We start from the raw sequence: 22,981 nt of genomic DNA, 5'->3' as shown, positions 1-22,981 counted from the left end.
GGCCCAGCCTAGAAGCAGCCGAGGGTCTGCCGCCCGAGGCCGGTGGCCGGGGCGCGGGCGGAACCGTCGGCCTAGGGTGAAAGAGACAGGAAAGAGGGCGCATGAGTCGCACATCCAGACGTCACCGCAACCAGGTCGTCGTGATCACCGGCGCATCGAGCGGCATCGGTCGGGCCACGGCCCACGCGTTCGCGAAGCGCGGCGCTTCCGTGGTGCTCGCGGCACGGAACGCCGACGACCTCGTCGATGTGGTCGTCGAGTGCCGACGCCTCGGCGGGCAGGCGATCTCCGTTCCCACCGACGTGAGCGACGAGGATGCGGTGATCGCGCTCGCGGAGGCCGCCGTCGCGGCCTTCGGACGAATCGACGTGTGGGTGGGCAATGCCTCCGTCTTCGCCTACGGCACGTTCGAGGACATTCCTGCGGACGTGTTCGAGAAGATCATGGCGACGAATCTGCACGGCCAGGTCTACGGTGCTCGCGCGGTGCTCCCCCAGTTCCGCGCTCAGGGGCACGGCGTGCTGGTGCTCGTCGCATCCATCTACTCGAAAATCGCGACGCCCTATGTGTCACCGTACGTCACGAGCAAGTTCGGCCTGCTCGGCTTCGGCGAGGTGCTCCGGCAGGAGCTTCGCAAGGCCAAGGGCATCGACGTGTCGCTGGTACTGCCGGCCACCATCGACACGCCGATCTACCAGCAGGCCGCCAACTACACCGGCGGCAACGTGCACCCGCTGCCCCCGGCCGTCGCGCCCGAGCGGGTCGCACGGGTCATCGTGCGCCAGGCCCGCCGTCCGCGCCCGGTGACCTACGTGGGTCGCGCGCAGCGCCTCGCAGAGCCGCTGCGCGCGCTGCCCACCCGGCTCTACGACCTCAGCACCACCGCGACGATGGACGTGATGGCCCTGCGCGGCGGAACGGTCGAGCCGACCCCGGGGAACGTCCTCGAGACCCAGCCTCGCGGCAACGCGACGCACGGCGGCTGGCGAGTGCCGCGGTCCCGACTGCTCGCCCTCGCCGGGGTGGCAGGCGCGATGGCGATCGCCATCCGGGCGGGCCGCGGAGGCCGGTGACTCGACAGGCCACATGCGAAGCGCCTCCCACGGATGGGGAGGCGCTTCGCTAAGACGGGACGCCCGACGGCGGTGCCGGCGTGCGTGCGTGCGCTACGGCGTGAGAACCACCTTGATGCAGCCGTCGTCCTTCTTCTGGAAGGTCTCGTACATTTCGGGGGCGCGCTCGAGCGGCACCCGGTGCGTGGTGAGGTCTTCCACCCCCAGCGGGTCGGACGGATCCTCCACGATCGGCAGCAGCTCGTCCCGCCAGCGCTGCACGTTGCACTGCCCCATCTTGACGGTGATCTGCTTGTCGAACATCGACTTCATCGGCATCGGATCGGCCTCCCCCACGTAGACCCCGCTGAGCGACACCGTGCCGCCGCGCTGAACCGCGTCGAGGGCGGTGTGCAGCGCATCCATCCGGTCGATGCCGGCGTTGCCCATGATCTTCTTCGCCACCGGGTCGGGTAGCGCGCCGATCGCGGACTGGGCGAAGGAGATTCCGGGGTTGCCGTGCGCCTCCATGCCCACCGCGTCGACGATGGAGGCGGGACCGCGCCCATCGGTGGCGTCGCGCAGCCGCTCGACCATGTCATCGGTGAGGTCCATGGTTTCGACGCCGTAGCGCTCGGCCATCGCGCGCCGTTCCGGCAGCGGATCCACCGCGATCACCCGGTGACCGAGGTGCACGCCGATGCGGCTGGCGAACTGCCCCACCGGTCCGAGGCCGAGCACGCCGAGCACGCCGTCCTCCGGAAGCTCGGCGTACTTCACGCCCTGCCAGGCGGTGGGCAGGATGTCGCTGAGGAAGAGGTAGCGGTCGTCAGCCAACTCGTGACCGACCTTGGTCGCGTTGAAGTCGGCCAGCGGCACGCGCAGGCGTTCCGCCTGACCGCCGGGAACGGATCCGTAGATCTCGGTGTAGCCGTAGAGCGCCGCCCCGGCCTCCTGATCGCGGTTCTGGGTGGTCTCGCACTGGGTGTTGAGTCCACGGGCGCACATGAAGCATTCGCCGCAGGCGATGACGAACGGGATGACGACGCGATCGCCGGGGACGAGCTTCGTGACGGCGCTGCCGACCTCCTCGACGATTCCCATCGATTCGTGGCCGAGGATGTCGCCCTTGGTGAGGAATGGGCCGAACAGTTCGTACAGGTGCAGGTCGGAGCCGCAGATGGCGGTGGACGTGACACGGATGACAGCGTCGGTGGGCTGCTGGATCACCGGGTCCGGGACCTCTTCGACGGTTACTTTGCGCTTGCCTTGCCAGGTGAGTGCTTTCATGCCCCATGTCTACGCCGGTCGCGGGGGCCTGTCGCGTGTTCCGGGAGCTGCTCAGCCGGTGATCAGCCAGTGCCCGATGAGCAGCAGCGTGACGAAGAATCCGGTGATGAAGTTGAGCAGCAGGAACCGCCGCCACCCCACGTTGGCGTGCGCCGCATCCGCGTCGGGAATGGACCAGAACGGGAGGACGCTCGCCGCGTAGGGCACGGCGAGCAGTGCGCCGAGCGGACCCGGCCAATCGGTCACGAGCATCAGTATGCCGGCGAGGGCATAGGAGAGGCAGGCGAACCGCACCGTGGCGCGGCCGCCGATGCCGGTGGCGATCGACGAGATACCGGCCTCGCGGTCGGCACCGATGTCCTGCACGGCGCCGAATGCGTGACTGGCGATTCCCCACAGGAAGAAAGCGCCGAGCACGGCCCACAGTTGCGCCGGGACGCCCGCGCCGGCGAGCACGAGTCCATAGAGTGCGGGACTGACGAAGTGAACGCTCGAGGTGATCGAATCGAGGAACGGCCGCTCCTTGAATCGCAGCCTCGGTGCGCTGTAGGCGACCACGGCGAAGACGCTCGCCGCGAGTACCAGCCAGGAGAGCGGGGATCCCACCGCGAGGAGGTAGGCCAGAAATGGAACGTTCGTCATCAGCACGGCGAGGAGGATCGGTCGGTGCAGCGACCGATCGAGCACCGCCCCCTCCACGCCGCCCTTGCGCGGATTGCGCATGTCGGATTCGTAGTCGAACACGTCGTTGATGCCGTACATCGCCAGGTTGTACGGCACGAGGAAGTAGAGAGTGCCGAGCACGAGGGTCAGGTCGATCTCGCGCGTGGCCGTGAGGTAGGCCGCGGCGAACGGGAACGCGGTGTTCACCCAGGAGAGCGGACGCGACGAGAGCAGGATGGCGCGGGCGGTCGACCCCCGCGTGCCGAGTTCAGGCATACGTCTCGAGGCCCGAGTTGCGGCGGCGGCGGAGCAGGTACCAGGTGGCGGGGAGCAGGATGAGGGCCGCGATCGAGTACGCGAAGTCCTCGATCGGCGCGATTCCGATGTAGACGCCGAGGAGGGTGTCGGGGTCGTAGCCGACCAGGCCGACACCGATCATCACGTTGTCGAAGATCGCGGTCAGCACGAGAAGCAGCACGATGGGCAGTCGTCGCCAGGTGAAGTACTCGGGGAAGTCGAAGCGGCTGGATCCGTAGGGCACGGCATTGGCCTCCTGCGTGAGCAGGTATCGCCACAGCACGCCGATCGCGGCGACGGGAAGGAGGAAGAAGAAGTTGACCTCGAGGTAGCTCACGCGTTCGCCTTCGCTCGTGCTTTCGCGGCCTTCCGGTCGGCGATGCGGCCGAAGCCGTTGACCATGTTCATGGTCAGGTAGCACAGCAGGGTGAGGAAGAAGACCTCCTCCACGGGCAGCTCCGGCGCGATCTGCAGCCCGGTCATGAACTCGGTCTCTCCGCGGAAGAAGACGCCCTGACTGATGCCGGCGATGTCCCAGAGCAGGAAGAACAGCACTCCGACCACGAGCACGATGAGCGCGCTGCGGGCATCGCGCCAGAAGAACAGCTTCCAGCGGCGATCGATGAGCGCCATGCACGCCAGCGAGATGGCGAGGGCGACGAAATAGAGGATCCCCATCAGCGACGCCGGGAGCGGGCGGGGGCCCTTCGAGCCGTTCCTCCCGTGCTGGCGGACCCATTCGACTGCACCGTTGCGGTGAGCGGCTCCGGCAGAGGACCGGTGGACACGTCACCCCGCAGCCTCTTCACGAGAATCTCGGCACTGATGAGGCACATGGGAAGGCCGATGCCGGGGATGGTCGACCCGCCCGCGTAGTAGAGCCCGGCGACCTTCTTGCTCACGTTGCCGGCACGGAAGAACGCGCTCTGCCGCAGGGTGTGCGCCGGGCCGAGCGCGGTGCCCTTCCACGCGTTGAGGTCGCGTGCGAAGTCGGCCGGACCGATGGTGCGGCGCACGGTGATGCGGGAGGCGAGGTCGGGAATACCGGCCCAGGCGCCGATCTGCTCGATCGCGAGGTCGGCGAGCCGCTCGATGCGTTCGTCTCCGGCGCCGTCCACTCCTCCGGCACCGAGGTCGGGGTCGGCCGGGATGGGAACGAGCACGAAGATGTTCTCGCTGCCCTCGGGGGCGACCCCGGCATCCGTCGCGCTGGGTCGGCACACGTACAGCGACGCGGGGTTGGGCACCGACGTCTCGGTGTGCGCCGATCCCCGCGTGCCGGGGAAGATGCGGCCGAAGTTGTCATGCCAGTCCGACGTGAAGAACAGGGTGTGGTGCTCGAGTTCCGGCAGCCCGCCCTCGACACCGAGGTAGAGGAGCAGCGCGCTCGGGCCCGCCAGTGTGTCGTCCCAGTACTTCTGCGGATAGGTCTGCAGGGAGTACGGCAACAGCGACGTCTCGGTGTGGTGCAGGTCGGCGGCCGACACCACGACGTCGGCGGCGAGTTCGTGCGTGACGCCCGCGGCATCCCGGTACTCGACACCGCGAGCAACGGCGCGGCCGGAGCCCGCCGGCTCGGTGCGGATGCTGGTGACGCTGCTGCCGGTGCGGATGTCGACGCCCTCGGCTCGGGCGAGGTCGGCGATCGTCTCGATCACCCGGGTGAAGCCGCCCTGCGGGTAGAGCACGCCGTCCTCCATGTCGAGGTGGCTCATCAGGTGGTACATGCTCGGGGTGAGGAACGGGGACGACCCCAGGAAGACGGCCGGGTACCCGAGCACCTGGCGGAGCCGGTTGTCGGTCACGAACCGGGCGGCGAACCGGTCGAGCGGCTCGAGCAGCAGTCGCGCGAGGCGGGGCGTGCGGCTGAGCACGTCGCGCTTCACCAGCGGGGTGAACGACTCGAACGTCGTGTACAGGAACCGCTTCTTGGCCATCTCGTAGGTATCCCGCGCGGAGTCGAGGTAGCGCGCCATCCGCGGCCCTGAGCCCGGCTCGATCGATTCGAACAGGGCGAGGTTGTCGTCACGGTTGTCGGCGATGTCGAACGTGGTCGTCTGCTCCGACGGGTCGCCCTCGAAGTAGACGCGGTACCCCGGTGCGAGGCGGGTGAGGTCGAGCTGTTCGGCGGCGCTCGTGCCGAGCAGCCGGTAGAAGTGGTCGAACACCTCCGGCATGAGGTACCAGCTGGGCCCGGTATCGAAGCGGAACCCGTCGCGCTCCCACACCCCGGCGCGGCCGCCGACGGTGTCCTGCCGCTCCAGCAGGGTCACGGCGTACCCGTCCCGGGCCAGCAGCGCCGCGGAGGCGAGCCCCGCGATGCCGCCACCGATCACGATCGCCGAGGGGCGTGGTCCGCCCGCGGCTCCCCCCGCGGCCGGTACCGGTTCGGGCGCGACCGCATCGACGGGCGGAGGGGAGAACGAGGTCATGGGGAGTGCCTTCCTGCGCGCACGGAGCGGACCGAGGCGGGCGATCGCCGCTCGGACAGAGACGAGGACCGGGGCGGTCGGCCTGCCGCGGCCGCCGCGGCGATGCGCAGCTTCACCGGGTTCGGCACGCGCACCCGCTCGTCAAGGAGGGAGCGGGCCGGGGTTCCTCGCAGGCGAGCGGCGAGCTCGGCGAACAGGCCCTGGGCGAGCGCCACCGCCCGGCGGCTCGACGGGGGCAGCAGGGGGATGACGGCCGCGGAGGCCCGGAGGTCGTCGTCGATGTCGTCGAGCAGCCGGTGCTTGTCCGCCTCACCGAAGGTGGTCACATCCACGTCGGGGAAGTACGACCGGCCGAGCGTGCGGTAGTCCGCGGCGAGGTCGCGCAGGAAGTTGACCTTCTGGAACGCGGCCCCGAGGCGCCGGGCACCATCGACCAGTCGGGCATCGGTCGCGGCGTCCACCGGGGCGCCGCGGAGGAACGCCCGCAGGCACATGAGACCCACCACCTCGGCCGAGCCGTATACGTAGTCGCGGAACGACTGCGGGGTGTGCAGGGTGGCGGAGAGGTCCATCCGCATCGACGCGAAGAACGGCGCGGTCAGTTCGGTGCCGAATCCGGACGCCCGGGCCGTCGCGGCGAAGGCGTGCACGACGAGATTGGTGCTGTAGCCGCGGCGGATCGCGTCGTCGGTCTCCCGCTCCAGGGCATCGAGCAGCGCGGCGATCTCGTCGGAGCGCACGTTGGCGCCCGCGGCGACACCGTCGACGATCTCGTCGGCGATCCGCACCAGGGCGTAGATGTTCTCGACGTGGTGGCGCACATCGGCGCCGAGCAGTCGCGACGCCAGTCCGAACGACGTGGAGTAGCGACGGATCACCAGGGCGGCCGTCTCCTGGGCCACCCGGTCGTAGAGGGCGAGATCGGTGGAATCCGCCACGTCACCGCACCCGGTCGAGCACCGCGTCGACCACGGGAGCGAGTTCGTCGCGGAGCGCCTGCGGCACGGCCGGGGAGTCGAGCGTGGCGATGGCTCGGGTGGCGTGATCCCGCGCCAGCGATTCAGCGAAACCGCGGGCACCGCAGGACTCGAGCACCGACCGCACCAGCGCCGCCTCGCCGCGGCTGAGATCGGCTTTGCCCACGAGTCGGGAGATCTCCGACCACTCGCGACTGCCCGCGGCATACGCGATGAGCACGGTTCGCTTGCCCTCGCGGAGGTCGCCCAGGGTGGTCTTGCCCGTCTCGTCCTCGTTGCCGAACACGCCGAGCACGTCGTCCACCATCTGGTAACTGATGCCGATGTCCCGACCGAATGCGCCGAGCGTGGCCACCAGTTCCTCGCTCGCGCCCGCGAGCACGGCCCCGGCCTGCAGCGGGCACTCGAAGGAGTAGACCGCGGTCTTCAGGCGGGCCATCTGCAGCAGGTCGTCGATCTCGGCGATGTCGGAGTCGAGGGAGAACTCGACGTCGATGAGTTCACCCGCCGCGGAGGCGAACAGCGCGTCGTCGAGGATCTCGAGCAGGCGCGTGCGGATGCCGTCGGTCACACCGCTGCGGTCGATGAGCCGGTAGGAGTTGAAGAGGGCGAGGTCACCGGCGATGACGGCCGCGGACATCCCGCGGTGCTCGGCGGTGGGCATCGGGATGCCCTGGGTGGTGGCGATGTCGCGGTAGCTGCCCGAGATGTTCGGGATGCCGCGGCGGATGAAGTCGCGGTCGATCACGTCGTCATGCACGATGAGAGCGGTGTGCAGCAGTTCGAACGCCGCTCCGACGTAGGCCGCGGCCCGGGTGTCCTGGCCGCCCAACGCCTCGTACGCGGCCATGACCATGCGCGGCCGGAACCGCTTGCCGCCCGCGGTGTTCGCCTCGATGGCTTCCCAGAGCTTCACGTACTCGGCTCCGAAGGGCGCCGCACGGTTCTTGGCTAGGCTGAAGAAGCGCGACAGCACGGCGTCGACCTGTTTCTGTCTCTCCGTTGAGAGGGCGTTCAGGTCCGGAGCGTCCACTCCCTGAATCTAACATTAGACAGCGCGCTGACAATCGAAGGATGGTGAGAGGGTGACGCCAGAACTTGTCGTTCTGCTCGACGAAGACGGCACCCCCATCGGCACCGCCGAGAAGGCCACGGTGCACAGCACCGAGACGCCGCTGCATCTGGCGTTCTCGTGCCACATCTTCGACGAGGCGGGGCGCATCCTCGTCACCCGGCGAGCGCTCAGCAAATTGACCTGGCCGGGAGTGTGGACCAACTCGTTCTGCGGGCACCCGGGGCCGGACGAGTCTCTCGAGGATGCGGTGCACCGGCGGGCGGAGCAGGAGCTCGGTATCCGGCTCGACTCGGTGGAGGTGGCGCTGCCGGACTTCCGCTACCGCGCCGTCGACGCATCCGGGATCGTCGAGTACGAGATCTGCCCGGTGTATCGGGCGACCGCGTCCGGTGCGCTGAACGCCCGCCCGAGCGAGGTCATGGACGCCGAGTGGGCGGACCCGTCGTCCTTGCTGCAGGCGATCGACTCCACGCCGTGGGCGTTCAGCCCGTGGCTCACCCTGCAGCTCCCGGCCCTCCTCCGCGGCTGAGGGCGGTCCCTGGCCCCTCGAAGGGACACTCCCCGCTCCCTATACCTATCCCCGCTCCGTATATATGGGTGGGGACGAGGCGAACCGGGAGCGGCGAGCGATCGGGGCGAGCGAGCCGGTCAGTCGGTGGCGCGCCCCGCGTCGGTCACCGAGACGTCGGTGTGGCGGAAGTTCAGGTGCGAGCGCGAGGCGGTCGGACCACGCTGACCCTGGTACCTCGAGGCGTAGATCCCGGACCCGTACGGGTTCTCCGCGGGTGAGCTCAGCCGGAAGAAGCAGAGCTGGCCGATCTTCATCCCCGGCCACAGCTTGATCGGCAGGGTGGCGACGTTCGACAGCTCGAGGGTGACGTGGCCGGAGAACCCCGGGTCGATGAACCCCGCGGTCGAATGGGTGAGCAGCCCCAGGCGGCCGAGCGAGCTCTTGCCCTCGAGGCGCGCGGCCACGTCGTCGGGCAGTGTGACCAGCTCATACGTGGAGCCGAGAACGAACTCCCCCGGGTGCAGGATGAACGGCTCGCGGGGCTGCGCCTCGATCAGCCGGGTGAGGTCGGGCTGGTCCTCCGCGGGGTCGATGTAGGGGTACTTGTGGTTGTCGAAGAGGCGGAAGAAGCGGTCGAGGCGCACGTCGATGCTCGACGGCTGCAGCATCGTCGGATCGTAGGGGTCGAGCGCGATCCGGCCGGTGTCGAACTCGGCCTTGATGTCTCTGTCACTCAGCAGCACTGGTATAGCCTATTGCCGTGCCGCCACGCCCCGGCGGCGCGCGCGAGTGTAGTTCAATGGTAGAACTTCAGCTTCCCAAGCTGATAGCGCGGGTTCGATTCCCGTCACTCGCTCTGGTGTCCATAACGACACGTTGTGTAGCGTCACACGCATGATGCGGCCAACCCGAAAAGCCCCGATCTGGGCGATTGCGATGTTCATCGTGATGGGCACTGTTGCCGTCTCTTGGGGAGTGGTGCAACTGTGCATCAGCACACCCGCAGAGCTGCAGACGTGGTCGTACGGACGTGGCCTGCCGCTTCCTCTGTGGGGCTGGATCACTCTCAGCATCGTGATCGGAGTGTGGATGCTCGCAATGGCGGGCTGGTCCGCATACTGGCGCCGGCGCTGGTGACTGTCACGCTACCCGGTGCATCCTTGGGGGCTCGCATGCACCCAACATCGGCGCGGCATGGACCGGATCGAGCGACGCCACCGCGACAACGGTGTCATGACGCCGGGATCGGCTCGAGGGCCCTTCGGCCACAGCTCGACGCCGCTCAGTACGCGGATGCCGACGCTGCGATTCTTGTCGGGCGTCGTCGACTTCGTCGTCTCAACCGACCCGAAACGCTCGGATTCACCTCCGCGCGTTGCCGCCCAGACGCTCAGTGTCGTAGCGCGGGAGCGGACGTGGTGGCGTTCGAGAGGGCAGCGAGCTCGTCCGTACTGAGCTCGAGTGTCGCTGAGGCGAGCAGATCGGGCAGTTGCTCCACGCTCCGGGCGCTGGCGATCGGAGCGACGATCGTCGGCTGCGATCGGAGCCAGGCGAGCGCAACCGTTGTGACGCTGACGCTGTGAGCGGCCGCGACCTCGTCGAGTACCGGCAGAACAGCCGCGTGAGAGTCGAGGTATGCCCGAGCACCGCCCGCGCGGGGACTGTCGATCTCCGAACCTTCTCGGTACTTACCGGTGAGGAACCCTGACGCGAGGGCGGAGTAGGGCAGCACAGCGAGCTTCTCCCTCTCCGCGATGGCCCGCGTCTCATCCTCATACCCTCGCTCGACGAGGTTGTAGAGCGGCTGCAGCGCGACAGGTCGGTGAAGTCTCTCGGCGTTCACGATGTCGAACAGCTCGGCGATCCGCGCGGGGCTGTAGTTGGAGATCCCGATGTAGCGCACTTTGCCGTCATCGACGAGCTGCGAGAGCGCGGTGATCGTCTCCTCCAACGGCACGGAGGTGTCGTCGAAGTGGGCGTAGTACAGGTCGATGTGGTCGGTGCGCAGTCGCTCGAGTGAGGCATCCGCGGCTGCGACGATATTGGCAGCGGAGAGCCCCGAGAACTCGGGGTGCTGACTGACTTTCGTCGCGATGACGAGCTCGTCACGGACACCCCGCTGGTGCTGCCACTCGCCGATGATCCGTTCGGACTCGCCGCCCTCATTGCCGGTGGCCCACGAGGAGTACACGTCGGCCGTGTCGATGAAGTTCCCGCCTGCCGCACGGTAGTGATCGAGGATGTCGAGCGACGATCGATGATCGGCCGTCCAGCCGAATACATTGCCGCCGAGATTGAACGGGAAGACGGACAGGTCCGAGGCGCCGAGCGGGATAAGGTTCGTCATTGCGATGTCTCCTGATTCTGGGCGCCGATTCGGGCACGTGTGGAAACTACCGGAGTTTCCGGCTGGGAGCCGAAGGTGGTGACCCTGACCGGACTTTCGCGACCGCGACAGCGCTCTGCGTCAGCGCTCTGCGTCAGGCGGCCAGAACGCGGTCGTTGTGCAGGACCGGGCTCATGCGGCTCCAGATGTACTCCCATGTGGAGTACGGGAGCCGGAGCTGCAGACTGCCGCCGACGTGATGGGTCTCCACATCGGGGAGCGGTTCCGGAGTGTGCAGCAGAGCCGCCAGGATGGGCGCGGCGAGCGGCTCACCACGGTGATCCCAGAGGTGCTGTTTGAGCTCAGCGGGAAGCGACTCGAACCAGGCATGCTCTGTGGGTGACATGTTCCGCTCCTTCGGGTGGTGGGTGTGGGTGTGGGTGTGGGCGTGGGCGTGGGCGTGGGCGTGCGTGTGGGCGTGGGGCTGGGCCGTGGCCGCGGGCCGGCATGATGTACCGACCCGCGGCGCTTCCCGGGGGAGGGGAAGCGGAGGTAGCGCGGCTCGGGGAGGCACGCGTTACCGAAGCGGATGGGGAGGCCGCTGGTCTTGCACCGGTCGGAGGACCCGGTGTGTTATCACTGTAACCGGGTGCGGACAGACAGATCAGTATGTTCGCACAATGACCGACCCCCAGTTCGGGTGCCCGGTGATTCGAGCGGGTACCTGCGGACGACCGTCTTCTATCCGACCGGATGACTTCCGCTAGACCACAGGATGATGCCGGGCAGCGCCCCCGCCGCTTAATGTCGGCGACATGGAGTCCGAACGATGACCAAGTCGCTGTCGCAACTGAAGGTGGATGCCGCGGCGATCGCGGCCAACACGCGGTGGTTCGCCGACCGCACCGCCGGAGGTCTCCTCGCTGTCGTCAAAGCAGACGCGTTCGGACACGGGGACGTGGTGCGCACGGTCACGCGGGCCGGCGCGACGTGGTTGGGGGTGGCGACACTGGACGAGGCCTTCCGGGTTCGGGCCGTCGACGCGAACACTCCCCTCATCTGCTGGCTGACGTCCCCGAGCGATGATTTCGATGCAGCTGTACGTCAGCGCATCGACGTGGCCGTGCCGAGCGCTGCCCATCTCCACGCGCTGGCCGCGGCCGGAAGACGCGCCGGAGTCGCGGCCCGCGTGCACCTGCACATCGACGTCGGCATGGGCCGGGACGGGACCCCGGTCGGGGAGTGGTCTCCGCTCTGCTCCATCGCCCGTCATCACGAACGGACCGGTGCCGTCGATGTGGTCGGCATCATGGGGCATCTCTCATCCGCGGATCTGCCTGGATCCCCCCAGACGAGGATCGAGGGGATGGTCTTCGCGAACGCCCTGCGGACTGCGGTACGGCGTGGACTACGGCCTCGAGTCCGACACCTGGCGGCCACCGCGGCCATCATCACCGGTGCGGCCAAAGGCCACAATCTCGCTCGAATCGGAGCAGGTCTCTACGGCATTGATCCGTCGAACACCAGCGATGTGCTGATGCCGGCGCTCGAACTGACCACGCGGGTGGTCCACGCCCACGGTGCGCGGGCCCACACCGGCGTGGGTTACGGGCACGACTACGTCACAGCAGGGCCGACACGACTGGCGCTCCTGCCCCTGGGATACGCCGACGGCTTGCCGCGGTCCGCTGCCGGCCGTGCCGAGGTTCTCATCCGGGGCCGTAGACGTCCCCTCGTCGGACGTTTCTCGATGGACATGGTCGTCGTCGACACCGGCACCGATTCCGTGCAGCCCGGCGAGCCCGTGACCGTTTTCGGAACCGGTGACGACGGCGCCCCCACCGTCACCGAGTGGGCCCGCTGGGCGGGCACGATCCCCCACGAAATCGTGACGGGAATCGGGACACGGGTGACACGGGTTCCCAATGTCGATGTCCCATCCGCCACCGAACGTCCGGCTCCCGTCCCCCACAGAGAGAAGGTGGCCCATGGCAGCCTCGCCTGACATCCCCGGTCACCCCTCCCCGCTGGGAAGCGGACGTCGCTACCACGTTGCGGTGATCGGCGGTGGTCGTAGCTCCGAACACGACGTGTCGGTGGCCTCCGCACTCGGCGTAGCGACCGCGCTCCGCGAACGGGGCCATCGCGTGACCGAGTTGACCATCGGACGCACGGGCGAGTGGTGCCAGGGAGGTCGTGCAATCGAGGCGGGAACCGCTGTGCAGTTGCTGACCGGCTGCGATGTCGCCTTCCCCGTTCTGCATGGCGTGCACGGAGAAGACGGAACCGTGGCCGGTCTCCTCGACATGATCGGCGTGCCCGCTGTCGGTTCGCCCGTGCGCCCCGGCGCACTCGCCATGGACAAGGCCGTCACCAAGCTCCTCGCGCGGCACATCGGTGTAGCCGTCGCCGACGGGGTCACGGTGACCTCCGTAGATGCGGCTACCGCTCTCGCGAACATCGCCTTCCCTGTGGTCGTCAAGCCGTCATCGGGTGGTTCGAGCCACGGGGTCTCGATCGCCAATGGCACCGACGACCTCGCACCGGCCGTCGAGCTGGCACTCACGTTCGACCGCGAAGCCGTTGTCGAGGCCTTCGTTTCGGGACGCGAGATCGACATCGCCGTGTATCGCGATGCCCGCGGCGTCCTCCGCGCTGGCGCAGCGCTCGAGATCTCCGTCGCGCACGGCGAGGTCTTCGATGCCGAGTCGAAGTACGACGGAAGTGCGCGCTTCGTCGTGCCCGCGCCCCTCAGTAGCCCGGAACGTCAGCGCATCACCGAGCACGCTCATCGTCTGTACGACACGTTCGGATGCCGCGGAGTGGCCCGGTTCGACTTCTTCCTGACCAACGACGGTCCGGTGCTGAACGAGATCAACACCTCTCCCGGCATGACGGAGCAGTCCCAGGTCCCCCGCATGTACGGCGCCCTGGGAATGTCCTACGATGAGCTGGTCGACGAGCTCGTGGCCGCAGCATGTGAGCCCGCTCGCTGAAAGGTGGCGAGTACGCACTGCTTCATCAGCGTTGGCTCGAGCAGTAACCAAGCCTCGACATATCGACGGAGCACGACCGAGAGAAGACGTGATCGGTTGCGATCACCGCAGCAGTGTCGCTAACGTCGCCTGCATGACCTGTCACTGAGTGATCTGCCACCACTCGCCCTGCACGTATAGCCAGGGCTCCGTCGACTCTCGTTGCTAGGGCTCCGTCGACTCTCGTTCGACTCGTCATCCCGGGGAGCATGATGCTCACGCGCGAATCTGCCACCATATGACAGCGGTGACAGGTGGCCTTGTAGGGGATCCCCTCGTCCGCACCTTCGTCGCATGGACCTTCGTCCGCGCCATCCTGCACAACGGCTGGTGGCTGCTCGTCAGTCTGTACATGGTGATCGATGTCGGCTTGTCGCCATCAGAACTCCTGCTGATCGCTGCAGCGCAGGGAACCGCGGCGGTACTCTTCGAACTACCCGCGGGCGTCCTCGCCGACGCCTTCAGCCGCAAGTGGGCGATCGTGCTCTCCCATGCCCTGATGGGTATGGCGATGATCAGTACCGGACTGTTCCCTTCGTTCGCCCCGCTGATGCTGTCGCAGATGCTGTGGGGTATCTCGTGGACGTTCTCAAGCGGATCCGACATCGCATGGATCACCGACGAGTTGCAGCTGCCCGACCGTATGCATCATGTGCTCACCAGACAGGCTCGCTGGCAACTCGCCGGTGCCGGCGTCGGTATGGTCGCGCTCGGAACGCTTGGTGCGCTGATCGATCGGGCGACTGTCATCGTGGCCGCCGGTGTTGCGATGCTCCTGCTCGGGCTGGTGGTGGCCTGGCTCTTCCCGGAGCGCAATTTCATGTCAATCCGAACACAACGGTGCCGTGGATCTCTCCGCATCCTCCGGCACGGGGTGAGACTCGCCTTCCGAGACAAGACCATTCTCGTGCTCGTCATCGTCACCATGCTCGTCAACGGAGCAGCTGACTCCTTCGGTCGCATCTACCCGGTGAAGCTTGTCGATGTCGGTCTTCCCGAAGGCAATGAAGGCACTGCATGGTTCACCGGTATCAGCATCGCCGGCTTCGTCACCGGCGCACTCACCCTCAGGATCATCGAGAACCGCATCCATTCGGAGACTGGAGCGCGCGGAGTGATGGTACTCGGCGGAATCTCCGGTGCTATCAGTCTCGCGCTGTTCGGGTTTGCCCCCGACATGCAGATGGCGATCGTGGCCGTCCTCGTCGCCAACGGTGTCGCCGGTCCGATCTTTCGTACCGTAACAACCATTTGGGTGAACAGGCGCACCACGAAGGAGGTCCGTGCGACGACGCATTCCCTCCTGGCGCAAGCGGAATACGTGGGCGAAATAGCCACCGCCGGAGTTCTCGCAGTCATCGCCGGACTCGCGGGACCGGTGGGGGCATTTGTTCTCACCGCAGCGCTGTTCGGCGTCAGCGCTGTCGTGGTCCTCCTAGCCGGCCGTGATCAAGACATCTAACCCATGCCGAGGAGTGATTGGGGTGCAGACGCAAACCACTCATATCTCGACGTCGGGCTCGATTCGATACGGTTTTCCGCGAATGGATCGTCACCGTCCTGGTGGTCGGGGCTTGGTGCTCGTCCGTCACCAGACCCTCCTCTGATCCCGTCTTCGCTCCACCGATGCGTGCGTTCTCCTACTGGGATAGCGCGGCCGACGCGTGGGTGACGCCGACCGGAACGGTTCCGATCTACGTCGGAACCTCCTCGGGCGACATCCGCCTGCATGGCACCGCCACCATCCGGTAACAGAGCGCACACGAATGGGGCCCGCATCCTGCCCGGGACGCGGGCCCTTTCGTCCCCGAATCGGGCAGCCTAGAAGGTGACCACCGGCTTGAGGGTCTCACCGCTCTCGCTATCAGCGAAGGCCTGATTGATGTCGGCGAAGTCATACTTCTTGACGAGCTTGTCGAAGGGGAACACGCCTGCTTCGTAAAGCGAGATCAACCGGGGAATGAACGTCTGCGGCACGGAGTCGCCTTCGATGACCATGCTGATCTTGAGTCCGCTGAGCAGCAGGTTGCCGATATCGATCGGTGACTCGGTGCCGGGTGCGGCGGCACCGACCAGAGCGCCGTGGCCGAGGGTGCCGAGAGAGTTGGTCATCTGAGTGAAGACGGACTTGTTGCCGGTGGTGTCCAGTGCGTAGTTCGCGCCGCCCCCGGTGATCTCGCGGATGCGTGCGACGGCATCTTCATTCTTGCTGTTGATCGTGTGGGTGGCTCCGAGGCTCTTGGCGAATTCGAGCCGGCTGTCGATGATGTCCACGGCGATGATCGTCGTCGCGTTGGCGACGACCGCGGCGAGCAGACCGGACATGCCCACCGCTCCGGATCCGAAGATGACGATGCTGCTTCCGGCTTCTGGCTCGAGAACGTTGAGCACCGCACCCGCGCCCGTCTGGACTCCGCAACCGAGCGGACCCATGAGTTCCAGCGGTGCTTCTTTCGACACCTTGACGACGCTGCGCTCGGCGACGTTGCTGACCGAGGCGAACGACGACTGGCCGAAGAAGTGGGAAGAGACGGCCGTACCGTCCTCCGCGGTGAACGCGGTCGACCCATCGGTGCGGGAGCCGCCGAAGTCGAGGTCATAGAGGTGGATGCAGTACGAGGGGTGGCCGGAGACGCACGAGGAGCACACACCGCAACTGGAGAAGCTGAGCAGCACATGATCGCCCACGTCGACGCTCGTCACACCGTCACCCACCGCGACAACGACCCCGGCGCCCTCATGCCCGAGCACGGCGGGCAACGGCGTGGGATACACCTGGTCGCGCACAATGGCGTCGGTGTGACACACACCCGACGCGACCATGCGCACCTGCACCTCAGTTGCGCGGGGAGCGTCGAGCGTGAGTTCCTGGATGACGAGTGGTTCGCCCTTCGTCTGAGCAACAGCAGCCGTTACCTTCATGGTGTCTTCTCCTTCGACCACGCTTCCGTGGTGCGCTAGTGACCACCAGTCTGCGCCTGTCACGCGACGCATGGGTTCGGGGGTGCTGATCCATCCGCGCTTGTTCTTGCCCGTCAGCACATAGGTGAACGATTCCTTTTCGATGGGCCATTCCGTCACGGGGTGGTTCGAGGCGCTTTGGCGAAAGCGCGTACCGGAAAGGTGCCGAACTTCTCGATCTTCGGCGGCACAGCGGTGAACAGCGCCCCACTCGGCGGAAGGTCTCCGAGATTGGTGAGGTGCTCGACCACGGGGATCCCGGATGCCAGGAACACCGAGTGCGCCGGACGAGCACCCTGTGCGTCGTCGGACATGTCGTCGACGTTCACCGAGTCGATTCCTACCAGCGTCACGCCCTGTTCCGCGAGGTAGTCCACGCCGTCGCCGGCGAGGAACGGTGCGTCGATGCCGTACGCAGGAGTACCGAAGCGGCGATCCCATCCGGTGTGCAGCAGTACGGCCTTCCCCCGCACGTCGCGGTCGTGGAACACGGACGCGGGAATGCCGCGCGTCCTGGCGTCGGTCAAGTGGAACACCTCGGTCGGTAGATCAACGACCGTCTCGAGTGACACCGCTGCGAGGTCGGCACCGTCCGCATAGCGGTGGAATGCGGTGTCGATGTAGGTTCCCGTGTTTCCGGGCAGTGACACGATGTCCATCACGAACGTCGTCCCGGCCGCATACCTGCTCTCGGCTTCCGCGCGGGTGAGAAGCGGACTGATCACCGGGGCGGGCACGCCGGGGAGGGTGACAAGGCCCTCCCGGATGGTGTGGCTCAGATCAACAAGCCGTTGCGGCCCACCCGGGACGGTTGCACCGGTCACAGCGATACCTCGACTACCGCGGTGCTGCTCGGCGACGATGTGGAGACCGGTCAGCTGCACCTCGCCGACGAGGGTGAGACCGAGATGCTGCACCAGCAATCGGGCGACCTCCGCCTCAGAGACGTTCGCGCCAGCGACGTCGAGACGGAACCCCTCCGCGCTCAACCCACCGCCGTTCACGAAGGAGATACGGGCATCGAACACGGCACGGTAATCATCCACGGCGCGAACCTACCAGCGACTCGGGTCGGGCACCGGCAGCGTCACCTCTCACCTGCGGATGGTTCAGCGGCCATCGTTGCGGAAGTCTTTGGGACTGGCGGACTTGGGCTTCCTCGCAAGGTTGCTGTCGCGACGAGGCAACAAGCGACGAACACGGCGGCGCCGACCGCAACAGGGATCACGAGGTCGATGGCGCCCAGCACTCCCCCGAGGGCGGAACCCGCTGCAAGACCTAACAGCCCAAGCACTCGGGCAGCGCCGCCGACCCGACCGAGCAACTCGTCGGGTACGAGCCGCTGGCGCAGGGAAAGAGCGCAGATGCTCCAGACCACCGCGTGAAGTATGTAGAGCGCCAGAAGTAAGCCCGCGACGTACGGGTTGGTCGTGAGAGCAAGCCCCCCGAGAGTCACCGCACCCAAGAGCAGACTGCCTGCGATCGTCCACCGATATCCGAGAAGTTTCCGCAGACGTGGGGTGAGGAACGAGCCCAACAACCCGCCGAGAGCAGAAAAAGCGAGCAACAGGCCGTAACCCGCGCCATCCAGCTCGAGTCGTTCCTGCGCGAAGAGGACGAGGATGGAAAACGGCAGCATGTAGCCGACGCTTGCAAGTGCCCCGATGAGCGCCAGACTGCCGACAACACGGTGGCGCCTCAGCCAGATGATTCCCTCGCGCGCCTCGGTATACACGGAGGCCCGGATCGCAGATGCCGTGACGGACGGTCGCGACAAGTGTCGGACCGGTAAGGCAAGGGCGACGAGCCCGGCAAGTGCCCACAATCCGCCCATTGCAAAGACCGGCGCGGACGCTGCCAACCCGAAAAGGAACCCCCCGAGTGGTGGGCCGGCGAATTCATCAGCGACGAGCTGCGCGGCCGCGATCCGCCCATTCGCGGTGTCGAACTGTTCACGATCGACCAGGGAGGGCACGATGGCGACCGCGGCGCTGTCCGCCATGCTCTCCAGCGTCCCGACGACGGCCATCGCCGTGTAGAGGACCAGCAGCGAGGAGACACCAACCTGAAGCGTCAGCGCCAGTCCCAACAGGGTGACGCCACGCAGTACATTCGCCGTGACCATCAAGGTGCGCCGGTCGATCCGGTCGACCCAGACGCCGATCGGTAGCGCGACCAGGAGACGGACCAGCGCGTAGACCGTGGCCAGTCCCGCAACAAGGCGGGGATCATCGGTCATCGAGGCTGCAAGTAGCGGCATGGACACGAACGCGACACCGTCAGCGAGGTTCGACAGAGCATTCGCGCTCCACAGCACGCCAAACCTACGACCAAGTGGCATCCGTCAACCCTAGGGACGCACCACCGAGTGAAGCTATCGGCCGCGATTCAGCCGGGCGCTCACTGCATCTGATGGAGAGTCGCTGACGGACGCCTGTCCGCATCCGTACGGGCATCATTCGCGCAACACACGCACAGGGCATCGTCGATCAGCTGCTCCACGAACATGTCGACTATGTCGAGTGCTAGCCCCGACCGCGCTTCGATCCCGCCTCCGCTGCGACGATGGTCGCGTGGCCACCTAGAGGGCAGGGTCCGCTTCCAGGGTGTGCAGTTGTTCGGCATGGCCGCGCGGGGAATGGGCCTTGTCGGAGCCGTTCTCGTAGGCGTTCTCCGCGTGCAGTTCGATGTCCAGCCCGCGTGCCTCGACCTCGTCGGGCACGCGGATGCCCATCGTCTTGTTGAGGACCGTCGCGAGGACCCACGTCACCGTGAACGTATAGACGAGCACCGCGAGGATCGCGAGCGCCTGCCGACCGAGGAGGTCGAAGCCGCCCCCGTAGAGCAGGCCGGCACCGCCGCTCGGCGCCTCCGGCGTCGCGATGAGCCCGATGAGCAGACCGCCCACCACGCCCCCGACGAAGTGCAGCGCCGTGACGTCGAGGGCGTCGTCGACGCCGAGCTTGTACTTGAGCGCGACGGCGAAGTAGCAGACGGCACCGGCTGCACCGCCGATGGCCAGCGCTCCGAGGGGAGTGACCGCACCGCAGGACGGCGTGATGGCGACGAGGGCGGCGATCGCCCCGGAGGAGGCACCGAGGGTCGTGGGATGTCCGTCGCGAAGGCGTTCCACCAGGAGCCAGACGCAGACGCCGGCACAGGTTGCGGCGACGGTGTTGAACACGGCGACTGCCGCGTTGTTGTCGGCGGCGCCGAGACCGCTGCCGTCGAAGCCGATCCACCCGGTGAACAGCAGTCCCACGCCCAGCAGGGTAAAGGGCAGATTGTGCGCCTTCGGCTGAACGGGCCAGGTGCGCCGCTTGCCCAGGACGATAGCCAGCGCGAGGGCGGCCACCCCCGAATTCACGTGGATCGCCGTGCTTCCGGCGTAGTCGATGGCGCCCAGCGTGTTGGCGATCCAGCCGCCCTGAACCGCTCCGTCGGCCGAGTCGAAGGCGAAGACCCAGTGCGCAACCGGGAAGTACACGAGGGTGACCCACAGTCCCGCGAAGACGAGCCAGGCACCGAACTTCATGCGGTCGGCGGCGGCACCGGCGACGATCCCGACGGTCAGTCCGGCGAACATCAGATGCAGTGCCGCCAGCGCGAGCGGCGGCAGCGCCGCGTCTGCGGGAGCGGTGAGCAGTTGCCCGAGTCCGACGTATTCGAGGGGATCACCGAGGAGACCGATGCCCCCGATCGAATTGCCGAAGACTGCCGAGTAGCCGAACACCACCCAGAGCACTCCGACCACGCAGAACGCGCCGAACACCATGAGCATCATGTTCATCGTGGTCTTGCGGCTCACCATGCCGCCGTAGAAGAGGGCGAGTCCCGGAAGCATCAGCGCCACGGCGATGACCGCGGTGAGAATCCACGCCGTGTTGCCCGCTATTGCAGCAGTGTCCATTCGAATCTCCATGACCGTGAGAAGCATGCGTTCCGCGTCGATCGCGGGCACGAGCGTTTCGATACGCTATCCAAATGGTCGGTGGCAGCCTTTTCGATGCCGTATCACCGTCGTTACAAGCGCGTTAACTCTCGGCCGACGCGCTTTCGGCCGGAGCACTCTCGGCCCGCGCGTTCTCGACCGGCGTGCTTTCCGCCGCCCGCAACCCCGCCGCCTGGCTTCGGACCGCCGGAAGAGCCTCACGGTCGGCGAGCAGTGAGGCGAGCGTGGTGTCGGCGCTCAAGCTCGAGACTTCGTCGGCGGTGTAAGCCCGGAGGCCCGGGAGCGGCTGACGGAAGTGGCGCTGGAGGCCTTCGCCGAGCCCGAGGGCAGCGGTCGCGGCCACGTCGGGATCGACGGGGCGGAGTTCCCCGGATTCCGTCCCCTGCCGGATGATCGACGCGGTGAGCCGGTGCAGTTCGCTGTAGTCATCGAAGAACGCACCGAAGTTCTGCGGTTGCGAGCGGGCGACGCGCTCGAACTCGTAGAAGTCCAGGGGCGACGCGCACAGCTGAACGGCGTCCGCGTGGAGCACCGCGTAGAGCCGCGCGGCCGCAGCATCCCGCGCGTGGTGCAGGGCCTTCGCCACCGAGAGAGAACCGCGGTTGTCTTCCAAGAGGGCCTGGAGGATGTGCTCCTTGCGCGCGAACCAGTAGTAGACCGAGGACTGCCGAAGCCCGGCATTACGGGCGATCTCGCTCATCGTCGTCTCCGCATACCCCTTGGCAACGAAGAGCGCCGTCGCCTCGCGGATGACGTCCAGGCGCGGAGACTCCCCCACGGATCCGCTCAGCCGGGGTCGACCCGCAGTGGCTCTCGCGCCGTCCGTTGATGCCATGCTCGCTCCTCGCGTCTTCCGGTGTGCAGCCTATGCGGTGCGGGCGCCCCGTTCCGCGCTGTGACGATAGCCCGACACCGAAGCCTCGACGGCAGAGTTTACGGAGCGGAAACAAAATCGACACTGTATAGAAACTGCGGAGGCGCATCCTTTTCCATAGGTTATCGAAACCGCGCGACGAGAGCTGCGGGGATACGAACAGGAGATCAACATGAGTGTGACAACTGCAGACGCAGCTGTGGAGACCGTGCAGCGCAAGCTCCGGGAGGCGGGCGTCAAATACGCGATGTCGAGCTTCGTCGACCTCCATGGCAACATCAAGACGAAGTTCGTGCCCCTGTCGCACCTGCCTCGGATGGCAGCGGGCTCCGAGTTGTTCACCGGCGCCGCCCTCGACGGGTTGCCCCAGGACATCAGCGACGAGGAGCTGTCGGCGCGCCCCGACCTCGATAGCGCCGTGCAGCTGCCGTGGCGCAAGGAGGTCGCCTACTTCTCGAGCGACCTCTACCACGAGGGCAAGCCGTTCGAAGCCGCGTCGCGCAACATCCTGAAGCGCCAGCTGGAGGCCGCGAAGGAGCTCGGGTTCACGTTCAACCTGGGGATCGAGACCGAGTTCTTCGTCCTCAAGGACACTCCCGAGGGGCCGGTCGAGGTCAGCGACCGTGACAACCTGAGCAAGCCGTGCTACACGGCTCCGGCCGCGCTCGACAACTTCGATTGGCTCACGGAGATGGTCGAAGCGATGAACGACATGGGGTGGGGCGTCTACTCCTTCGATCACGAGGACGCCCAGGGCCAGTTCGAGATCGACTTCACGTACTCGGATGCCCTCACCATGGCCGACCGCGCGGTCTTCTTCCGCCTGATGGCGAACGAGATGGTGCGCAAGCACGGCTACTTCGCCACATTCATGCCGAAGCCGTTCGCCGACCGCAGCGGATCCGGTGCCCACTTCAACATGTCCCTCGCCGATCTCGAGACCGGGCAGAACCTCTTCGAGACCGACGACGATCCCCGCGGCTGCGGGATCTCCGAACTCGGGTACCAGTTCATCGCTGGTGTGCTCAAGCACGCCCCCGCCATCTGCGCCGTCATCGCCCCGACCGTCAACAGCTACAAGAGGCTGGTGCGCAAAGGCAGCATGTCGGGGTCCACCTGGGCCCCCGTCTTCGTCAGCTACGGCAACAACAACCGCACCAACATGATCCGCGTGCCCCTCGTGGGAGGACGGGTCGAATGCCGCGCCGCCGACATCAGCGGCAACCCCTATCTCGGCGCCGCGATCATCCTCGCCGCCGGCCTCGAGGGGATCCGGGAGAACCTCGACCCGGGTGAGCCGCACACGGAGAACATGTACAACTACACCGAGGCCGAGATCATCACGAACGGACTCGGCCTCCTGCCGCGCAGCCTCGGAGAGGCCATCGAGGAGTTCGCCGCCGACAGCCTGTCCCGCGACGTGTTCGGCGAAAAGATGTACAACGCCTACATCGATTACAAGAGCCAGGAATGGGACGAGTACCAGGCGCACGTCTCGGAGTGGGAGACCAAGCGGTACCTGAAGTTCTTCTGATC

At 66.8% G+C, this 22,981-nt stretch carries 23 protein-coding genes and 1 tRNA gene; 9 read left to right on the top strand and 15 right to left on the bottom strand.

The features are described 5' to 3' along the window. Nucleotides 1–101: 101 nt before the first annotated feature. Complete coding sequence (locus tag EY822_RS06285) at nucleotides 102–1,073, top strand: SDR family NAD(P)-dependent oxidoreductase (RefSeq protein ID WP_150307485.1); 972 nt, start codon at nucleotides 102–104, stop codon at nucleotides 1,071–1,073. A 93-nt stretch (nucleotides 1,074–1,166) separates the two neighbouring features. Here EY822_RS06285 and EY822_RS06280 read toward each other — a convergent pair whose 3' ends face one another. Genes EY822_RS06280 through EY822_RS06255 form a run of 7 tightly spaced genes read right to left on the bottom strand, consistent with a single transcriptional unit; the run spans nucleotide 1,167 to nucleotide 7,744 of the window. Next, entirely contained in the window at nucleotides 1,167–2,342 is a 1,176-nt protein-coding gene (locus EY822_RS06280) for a zinc-dependent alcohol dehydrogenase (RefSeq protein ID WP_150307484.1), read from the bottom strand. A 51-nt stretch (nucleotides 2,343–2,393) separates the two neighbouring features. Next, entirely contained in the window at nucleotides 2,394–3,281 is an 888-nt protein-coding gene (locus tag EY822_RS06275; protein ID WP_150307483.1) for a prenyltransferase, read from the bottom strand. Next, nucleotides 3,274–3,639, bottom strand: a complete 366-nt coding sequence (locus EY822_RS06270) for a lycopene cyclase domain-containing protein (protein ID WP_150307482.1) — start codon at nucleotides 3,637–3,639, stop codon at nucleotides 3,274–3,276. The genes EY822_RS06275 and EY822_RS06270 overlap by 8 nt, the downstream gene beginning before the upstream one ends. Beyond that, nucleotides 3,636–3,980, bottom strand: coding sequence for a lycopene cyclase domain-containing protein (locus tag EY822_RS06265; RefSeq protein ID WP_150307481.1), 345 nt, complete (start codon nucleotides 3,978–3,980; stop codon nucleotides 3,636–3,638). Before EY822_RS06265 ends, EY822_RS06270 begins: the two co-directional genes overlap by 4 nt. Continuing rightward, a complete protein-coding gene (gene crtI, locus EY822_RS06260; protein ID WP_227497069.1) occupies nucleotides 3,980–5,734 on the bottom strand; it encodes a phytoene desaturase family protein in 1,755 nt (584 codons plus the stop codon). The genes EY822_RS06265 and crtI overlap by 1 nt, the downstream gene beginning before the upstream one ends. After that, the gene (locus EY822_RS15340) at nucleotides 5,731–6,672 is read right to left on the bottom strand and encodes a phytoene/squalene synthase family protein (protein WP_227497068.1); all 942 of its coding nucleotides are present in this window, start codon (nucleotides 6,670–6,672) and stop codon (nucleotides 5,731–5,733) included. The genes crtI and EY822_RS15340 overlap by 4 nt, the downstream gene beginning before the upstream one ends. Nucleotide 6,673: 1 nt before the next feature. Continuing rightward, entirely contained in the window at nucleotides 6,674–7,744 is a 1,071-nt protein-coding gene (locus EY822_RS06255) for a polyprenyl synthetase family protein (RefSeq protein ID WP_227497067.1), read from the bottom strand. Nucleotides 7,745–7,796: 52 nt separating this feature from the next. On the opposite strand from EY822_RS06255, the gene idi reads away from it, so the two are divergent. Beyond that, the gene (gene idi / locus EY822_RS06250) at nucleotides 7,797–8,315 is read left to right on the top strand and encodes an isopentenyl-diphosphate Delta-isomerase (protein WP_150307480.1); all 519 of its coding nucleotides are present in this window, start codon (nucleotides 7,797–7,799) and stop codon (nucleotides 8,313–8,315) included. A 119-nt stretch (nucleotides 8,316–8,434) separates the two neighbouring features. Here the strand turns inward: idi and dcd are convergent, their stop codons facing one another. Further along, nucleotides 8,435–9,040, bottom strand: a complete 606-nt coding sequence (gene dcd, locus EY822_RS06245; protein WP_150307479.1) for a dCTP deaminase — start codon at nucleotides 9,038–9,040, stop codon at nucleotides 8,435–8,437. 42 nt (nucleotides 9,041–9,082) lie between these two features. Between dcd and EY822_RS06240 the strand changes: the two genes are divergently transcribed. After that, a tRNA-Gly gene (locus EY822_RS06240) sits at nucleotides 9,083–9,153 on the top strand. Nucleotides 9,154–9,191: 38 nt separating this feature from the next. Then, nucleotides 9,192–9,434: a hypothetical protein gene (locus tag EY822_RS06235; RefSeq protein ID WP_150307478.1), complete on the top strand. Its 243-nt coding sequence runs from the start codon at nucleotides 9,192–9,194 to the stop codon at nucleotides 9,432–9,434. 253 nt (nucleotides 9,435–9,687) lie between these two features. Here the strand turns inward: EY822_RS06235 and EY822_RS06230 are convergent, their stop codons facing one another. Then, a complete protein-coding gene (locus EY822_RS06230; protein ID WP_150307477.1) occupies nucleotides 9,688–10,644 on the bottom strand; it encodes an aldo/keto reductase in 957 nt (318 codons plus the stop codon). Between the two features lie 133 nt (nucleotides 10,645–10,777). Further along, nucleotides 10,778–11,029 (bottom strand): hypothetical protein, encoded by a 252-nt coding sequence (locus EY822_RS06225; protein WP_150307476.1) that lies wholly within the window; start codon nucleotides 11,027–11,029, stop codon nucleotides 10,778–10,780. Between the two features lie 423 nt (nucleotides 11,030–11,452). Between EY822_RS06225 and alr the strand changes: the two genes are divergently transcribed. The 4 genes from alr to EY822_RS06205 all read left to right on the top strand — a co-directional run bounded on the left by alr (nucleotide 11,453) and on the right by EY822_RS06205 (nucleotide 15,410). Then, nucleotides 11,453–12,628, top strand: coding sequence for an alanine racemase (alr, locus tag EY822_RS06220; RefSeq protein ID WP_150307475.1), 1,176 nt, complete (start codon nucleotides 11,453–11,455; stop codon nucleotides 12,626–12,628). After that, nucleotides 12,612–13,619, top strand: coding sequence for a D-alanine--D-alanine ligase family protein (locus EY822_RS06215; protein ID WP_150307474.1), 1,008 nt, complete (start codon nucleotides 12,612–12,614; stop codon nucleotides 13,617–13,619). The genes alr and EY822_RS06215 overlap by 17 nt, the downstream gene beginning before the upstream one ends. A 277-nt stretch (nucleotides 13,620–13,896) precedes the next feature. Further along, entirely contained in the window at nucleotides 13,897–15,120 is a 1,224-nt protein-coding gene (locus EY822_RS06210) for an MFS transporter (protein ID WP_150307473.1), read from the top strand. 164 nt (nucleotides 15,121–15,284) lie between these two features. Further along, a complete protein-coding gene (locus tag EY822_RS06205) occupies nucleotides 15,285–15,410 on the top strand; it encodes a fibronectin type III-like domain-contianing protein (RefSeq protein WP_150307472.1) in 126 nt (41 codons plus the stop codon). 69 nt (nucleotides 15,411–15,479) lie between these two features. On the opposite strand, the gene EY822_RS06200 is transcribed toward EY822_RS06205, so the two are convergent. From EY822_RS06200 to EY822_RS06180, 5 genes are all read right to left on the bottom strand, one after another. Continuing rightward, a complete protein-coding gene (locus EY822_RS06200) occupies nucleotides 15,480–16,580 on the bottom strand; it encodes an NAD(P)-dependent alcohol dehydrogenase (protein ID WP_150307471.1) in 1,101 nt (366 codons plus the stop codon). A gap of 155 nt (nucleotides 16,581–16,735) precedes the next feature. Next, a complete protein-coding gene (locus EY822_RS06195; RefSeq protein WP_150307470.1) occupies nucleotides 16,736–17,665 on the bottom strand; it encodes a cyclase family protein in 930 nt (309 codons plus the stop codon). A gap of 41 nt (nucleotides 17,666–17,706) precedes the next feature. Beyond that, nucleotides 17,707–18,936 carry an MFS transporter gene (locus EY822_RS06190; protein WP_264674005.1) on the bottom strand — a complete coding sequence of 410 codons (1,230 nt, stop codon included), beginning with the start codon at nucleotides 18,934–18,936 and terminating at the stop codon, nucleotides 17,707–17,709. 264 nt (nucleotides 18,937–19,200) lie between these two features. Then, nucleotides 19,201–20,529 (bottom strand): ammonium transporter, encoded by a 1,329-nt coding sequence (locus EY822_RS06185; protein ID WP_150307468.1) that lies wholly within the window; start codon nucleotides 20,527–20,529, stop codon nucleotides 19,201–19,203. A gap of 124 nt (nucleotides 20,530–20,653) precedes the next feature. After that, complete coding sequence (locus EY822_RS06180) at nucleotides 20,654–21,406, bottom strand: TetR/AcrR family transcriptional regulator (protein WP_150307467.1); 753 nt, start codon at nucleotides 21,404–21,406, stop codon at nucleotides 20,654–20,656. A 211-nt stretch (nucleotides 21,407–21,617) separates the two neighbouring features. Here EY822_RS06180 and glnT point away from each other — a divergent pair, with 211 nt between their 5' ends. Beyond that, the gene (glnT, locus tag EY822_RS06175; RefSeq protein ID WP_150307466.1) at nucleotides 21,618–22,979 is read left to right on the top strand and encodes a type III glutamate--ammonia ligase; all 1,362 of its coding nucleotides are present in this window, start codon (nucleotides 21,618–21,620) and stop codon (nucleotides 22,977–22,979) included. Nucleotides 22,980–22,981 lie beyond the last annotated feature (2 nt).

This window comes from Planctomonas psychrotolerans, from assembly GCF_008642235.1.
In the GTDB taxonomy this organism is placed as follows: domain Bacteria; phylum Actinomycetota; class Actinomycetes; order Actinomycetales; family Microbacteriaceae; genus Planctomonas; species Planctomonas psychrotolerans.
The sequence above is the reverse complement of the archived record's forward strand: the minus strand, read 5'-3'. Positions and strand labels throughout refer to the sequence as shown.

What these genes read in the sequence shown, in the direction of transcription:
- EY822_RS06285 (WP_150307485.1), top strand. Translation starts at nt 102, where the DNA reads ATGAGTCGCACATCCAGACGTCACCGCAACCAGGTCGTCGTGATCACC.
- EY822_RS06280 (WP_150307484.1), bottom strand. Translation starts at nt 2,342, where the DNA reads ATGAAAGCACTCACCTGGCAAGGCAAGCGCAAAGTAACCGTCGAAGAG.
- EY822_RS06275 (WP_150307483.1), bottom strand. Translation starts at nt 3,281, where the DNA reads ATGCCTGAACTCGGCACGCGGGGGTCGACCGCCCGCGCCATCCTGCTC.
- EY822_RS06265 (WP_150307481.1), bottom strand. Translation starts at nt 3,980, where the DNA reads ATGGGGATCCTCTATTTCGTCGCCCTCGCCATCTCGCTGGCGTGCATG.
- crtI (WP_227497069.1), bottom strand. Translation starts at nt 5,734, where the DNA reads ATGACCTCGTTCTCCCCTCCGCCCGTCGATGCGGTCGCGCCCGAACCG.
- EY822_RS06235 (WP_150307478.1), top strand. Translation starts at nt 9,192, where the DNA reads ATGATGCGGCCAACCCGAAAAGCCCCGATCTGGGCGATTGCGATGTTC.
- EY822_RS06230 (WP_150307477.1), bottom strand. Translation starts at nt 10,644, where the DNA reads ATGACGAACCTTATCCCGCTCGGCGCCTCGGACCTGTCCGTCTTCCCG.
- EY822_RS06225 (WP_150307476.1), bottom strand. Translation starts at nt 11,029, where the DNA reads ATGTCACCCACAGAGCATGCCTGGTTCGAGTCGCTTCCCGCTGAGCTC.
- alr (WP_150307475.1), top strand. Translation starts at nt 11,453, where the DNA reads ATGACCAAGTCGCTGTCGCAACTGAAGGTGGATGCCGCGGCGATCGCG.
- EY822_RS06215 (WP_150307474.1), top strand. Translation starts at nt 12,612, where the DNA reads ATGGCAGCCTCGCCTGACATCCCCGGTCACCCCTCCCCGCTGGGAAGC.
- EY822_RS06210 (WP_150307473.1), top strand. Translation starts at nt 13,897, where the DNA reads ATGACAGCGGTGACAGGTGGCCTTGTAGGGGATCCCCTCGTCCGCACC.
- EY822_RS06205 (WP_150307472.1), top strand. Translation starts at nt 15,285, where the DNA reads ATGCGTGCGTTCTCCTACTGGGATAGCGCGGCCGACGCGTGGGTGACG.
- EY822_RS06200 (WP_150307471.1), bottom strand. Translation starts at nt 16,580, where the DNA reads ATGAAGGTAACGGCTGCTGTTGCTCAGACGAAGGGCGAACCACTCGTC.
- EY822_RS06185 (WP_150307468.1), bottom strand. Translation starts at nt 20,529, where the DNA reads ATGGACACTGCTGCAATAGCGGGCAACACGGCGTGGATTCTCACCGCG.
- EY822_RS06180 (WP_150307467.1), bottom strand. Translation starts at nt 21,406, where the DNA reads ATGGCATCAACGGACGGCGCGAGAGCCACTGCGGGTCGACCCCGGCTG.
- glnT (WP_150307466.1), top strand. Translation starts at nt 21,618, where the DNA reads ATGAGTGTGACAACTGCAGACGCAGCTGTGGAGACCGTGCAGCGCAAG.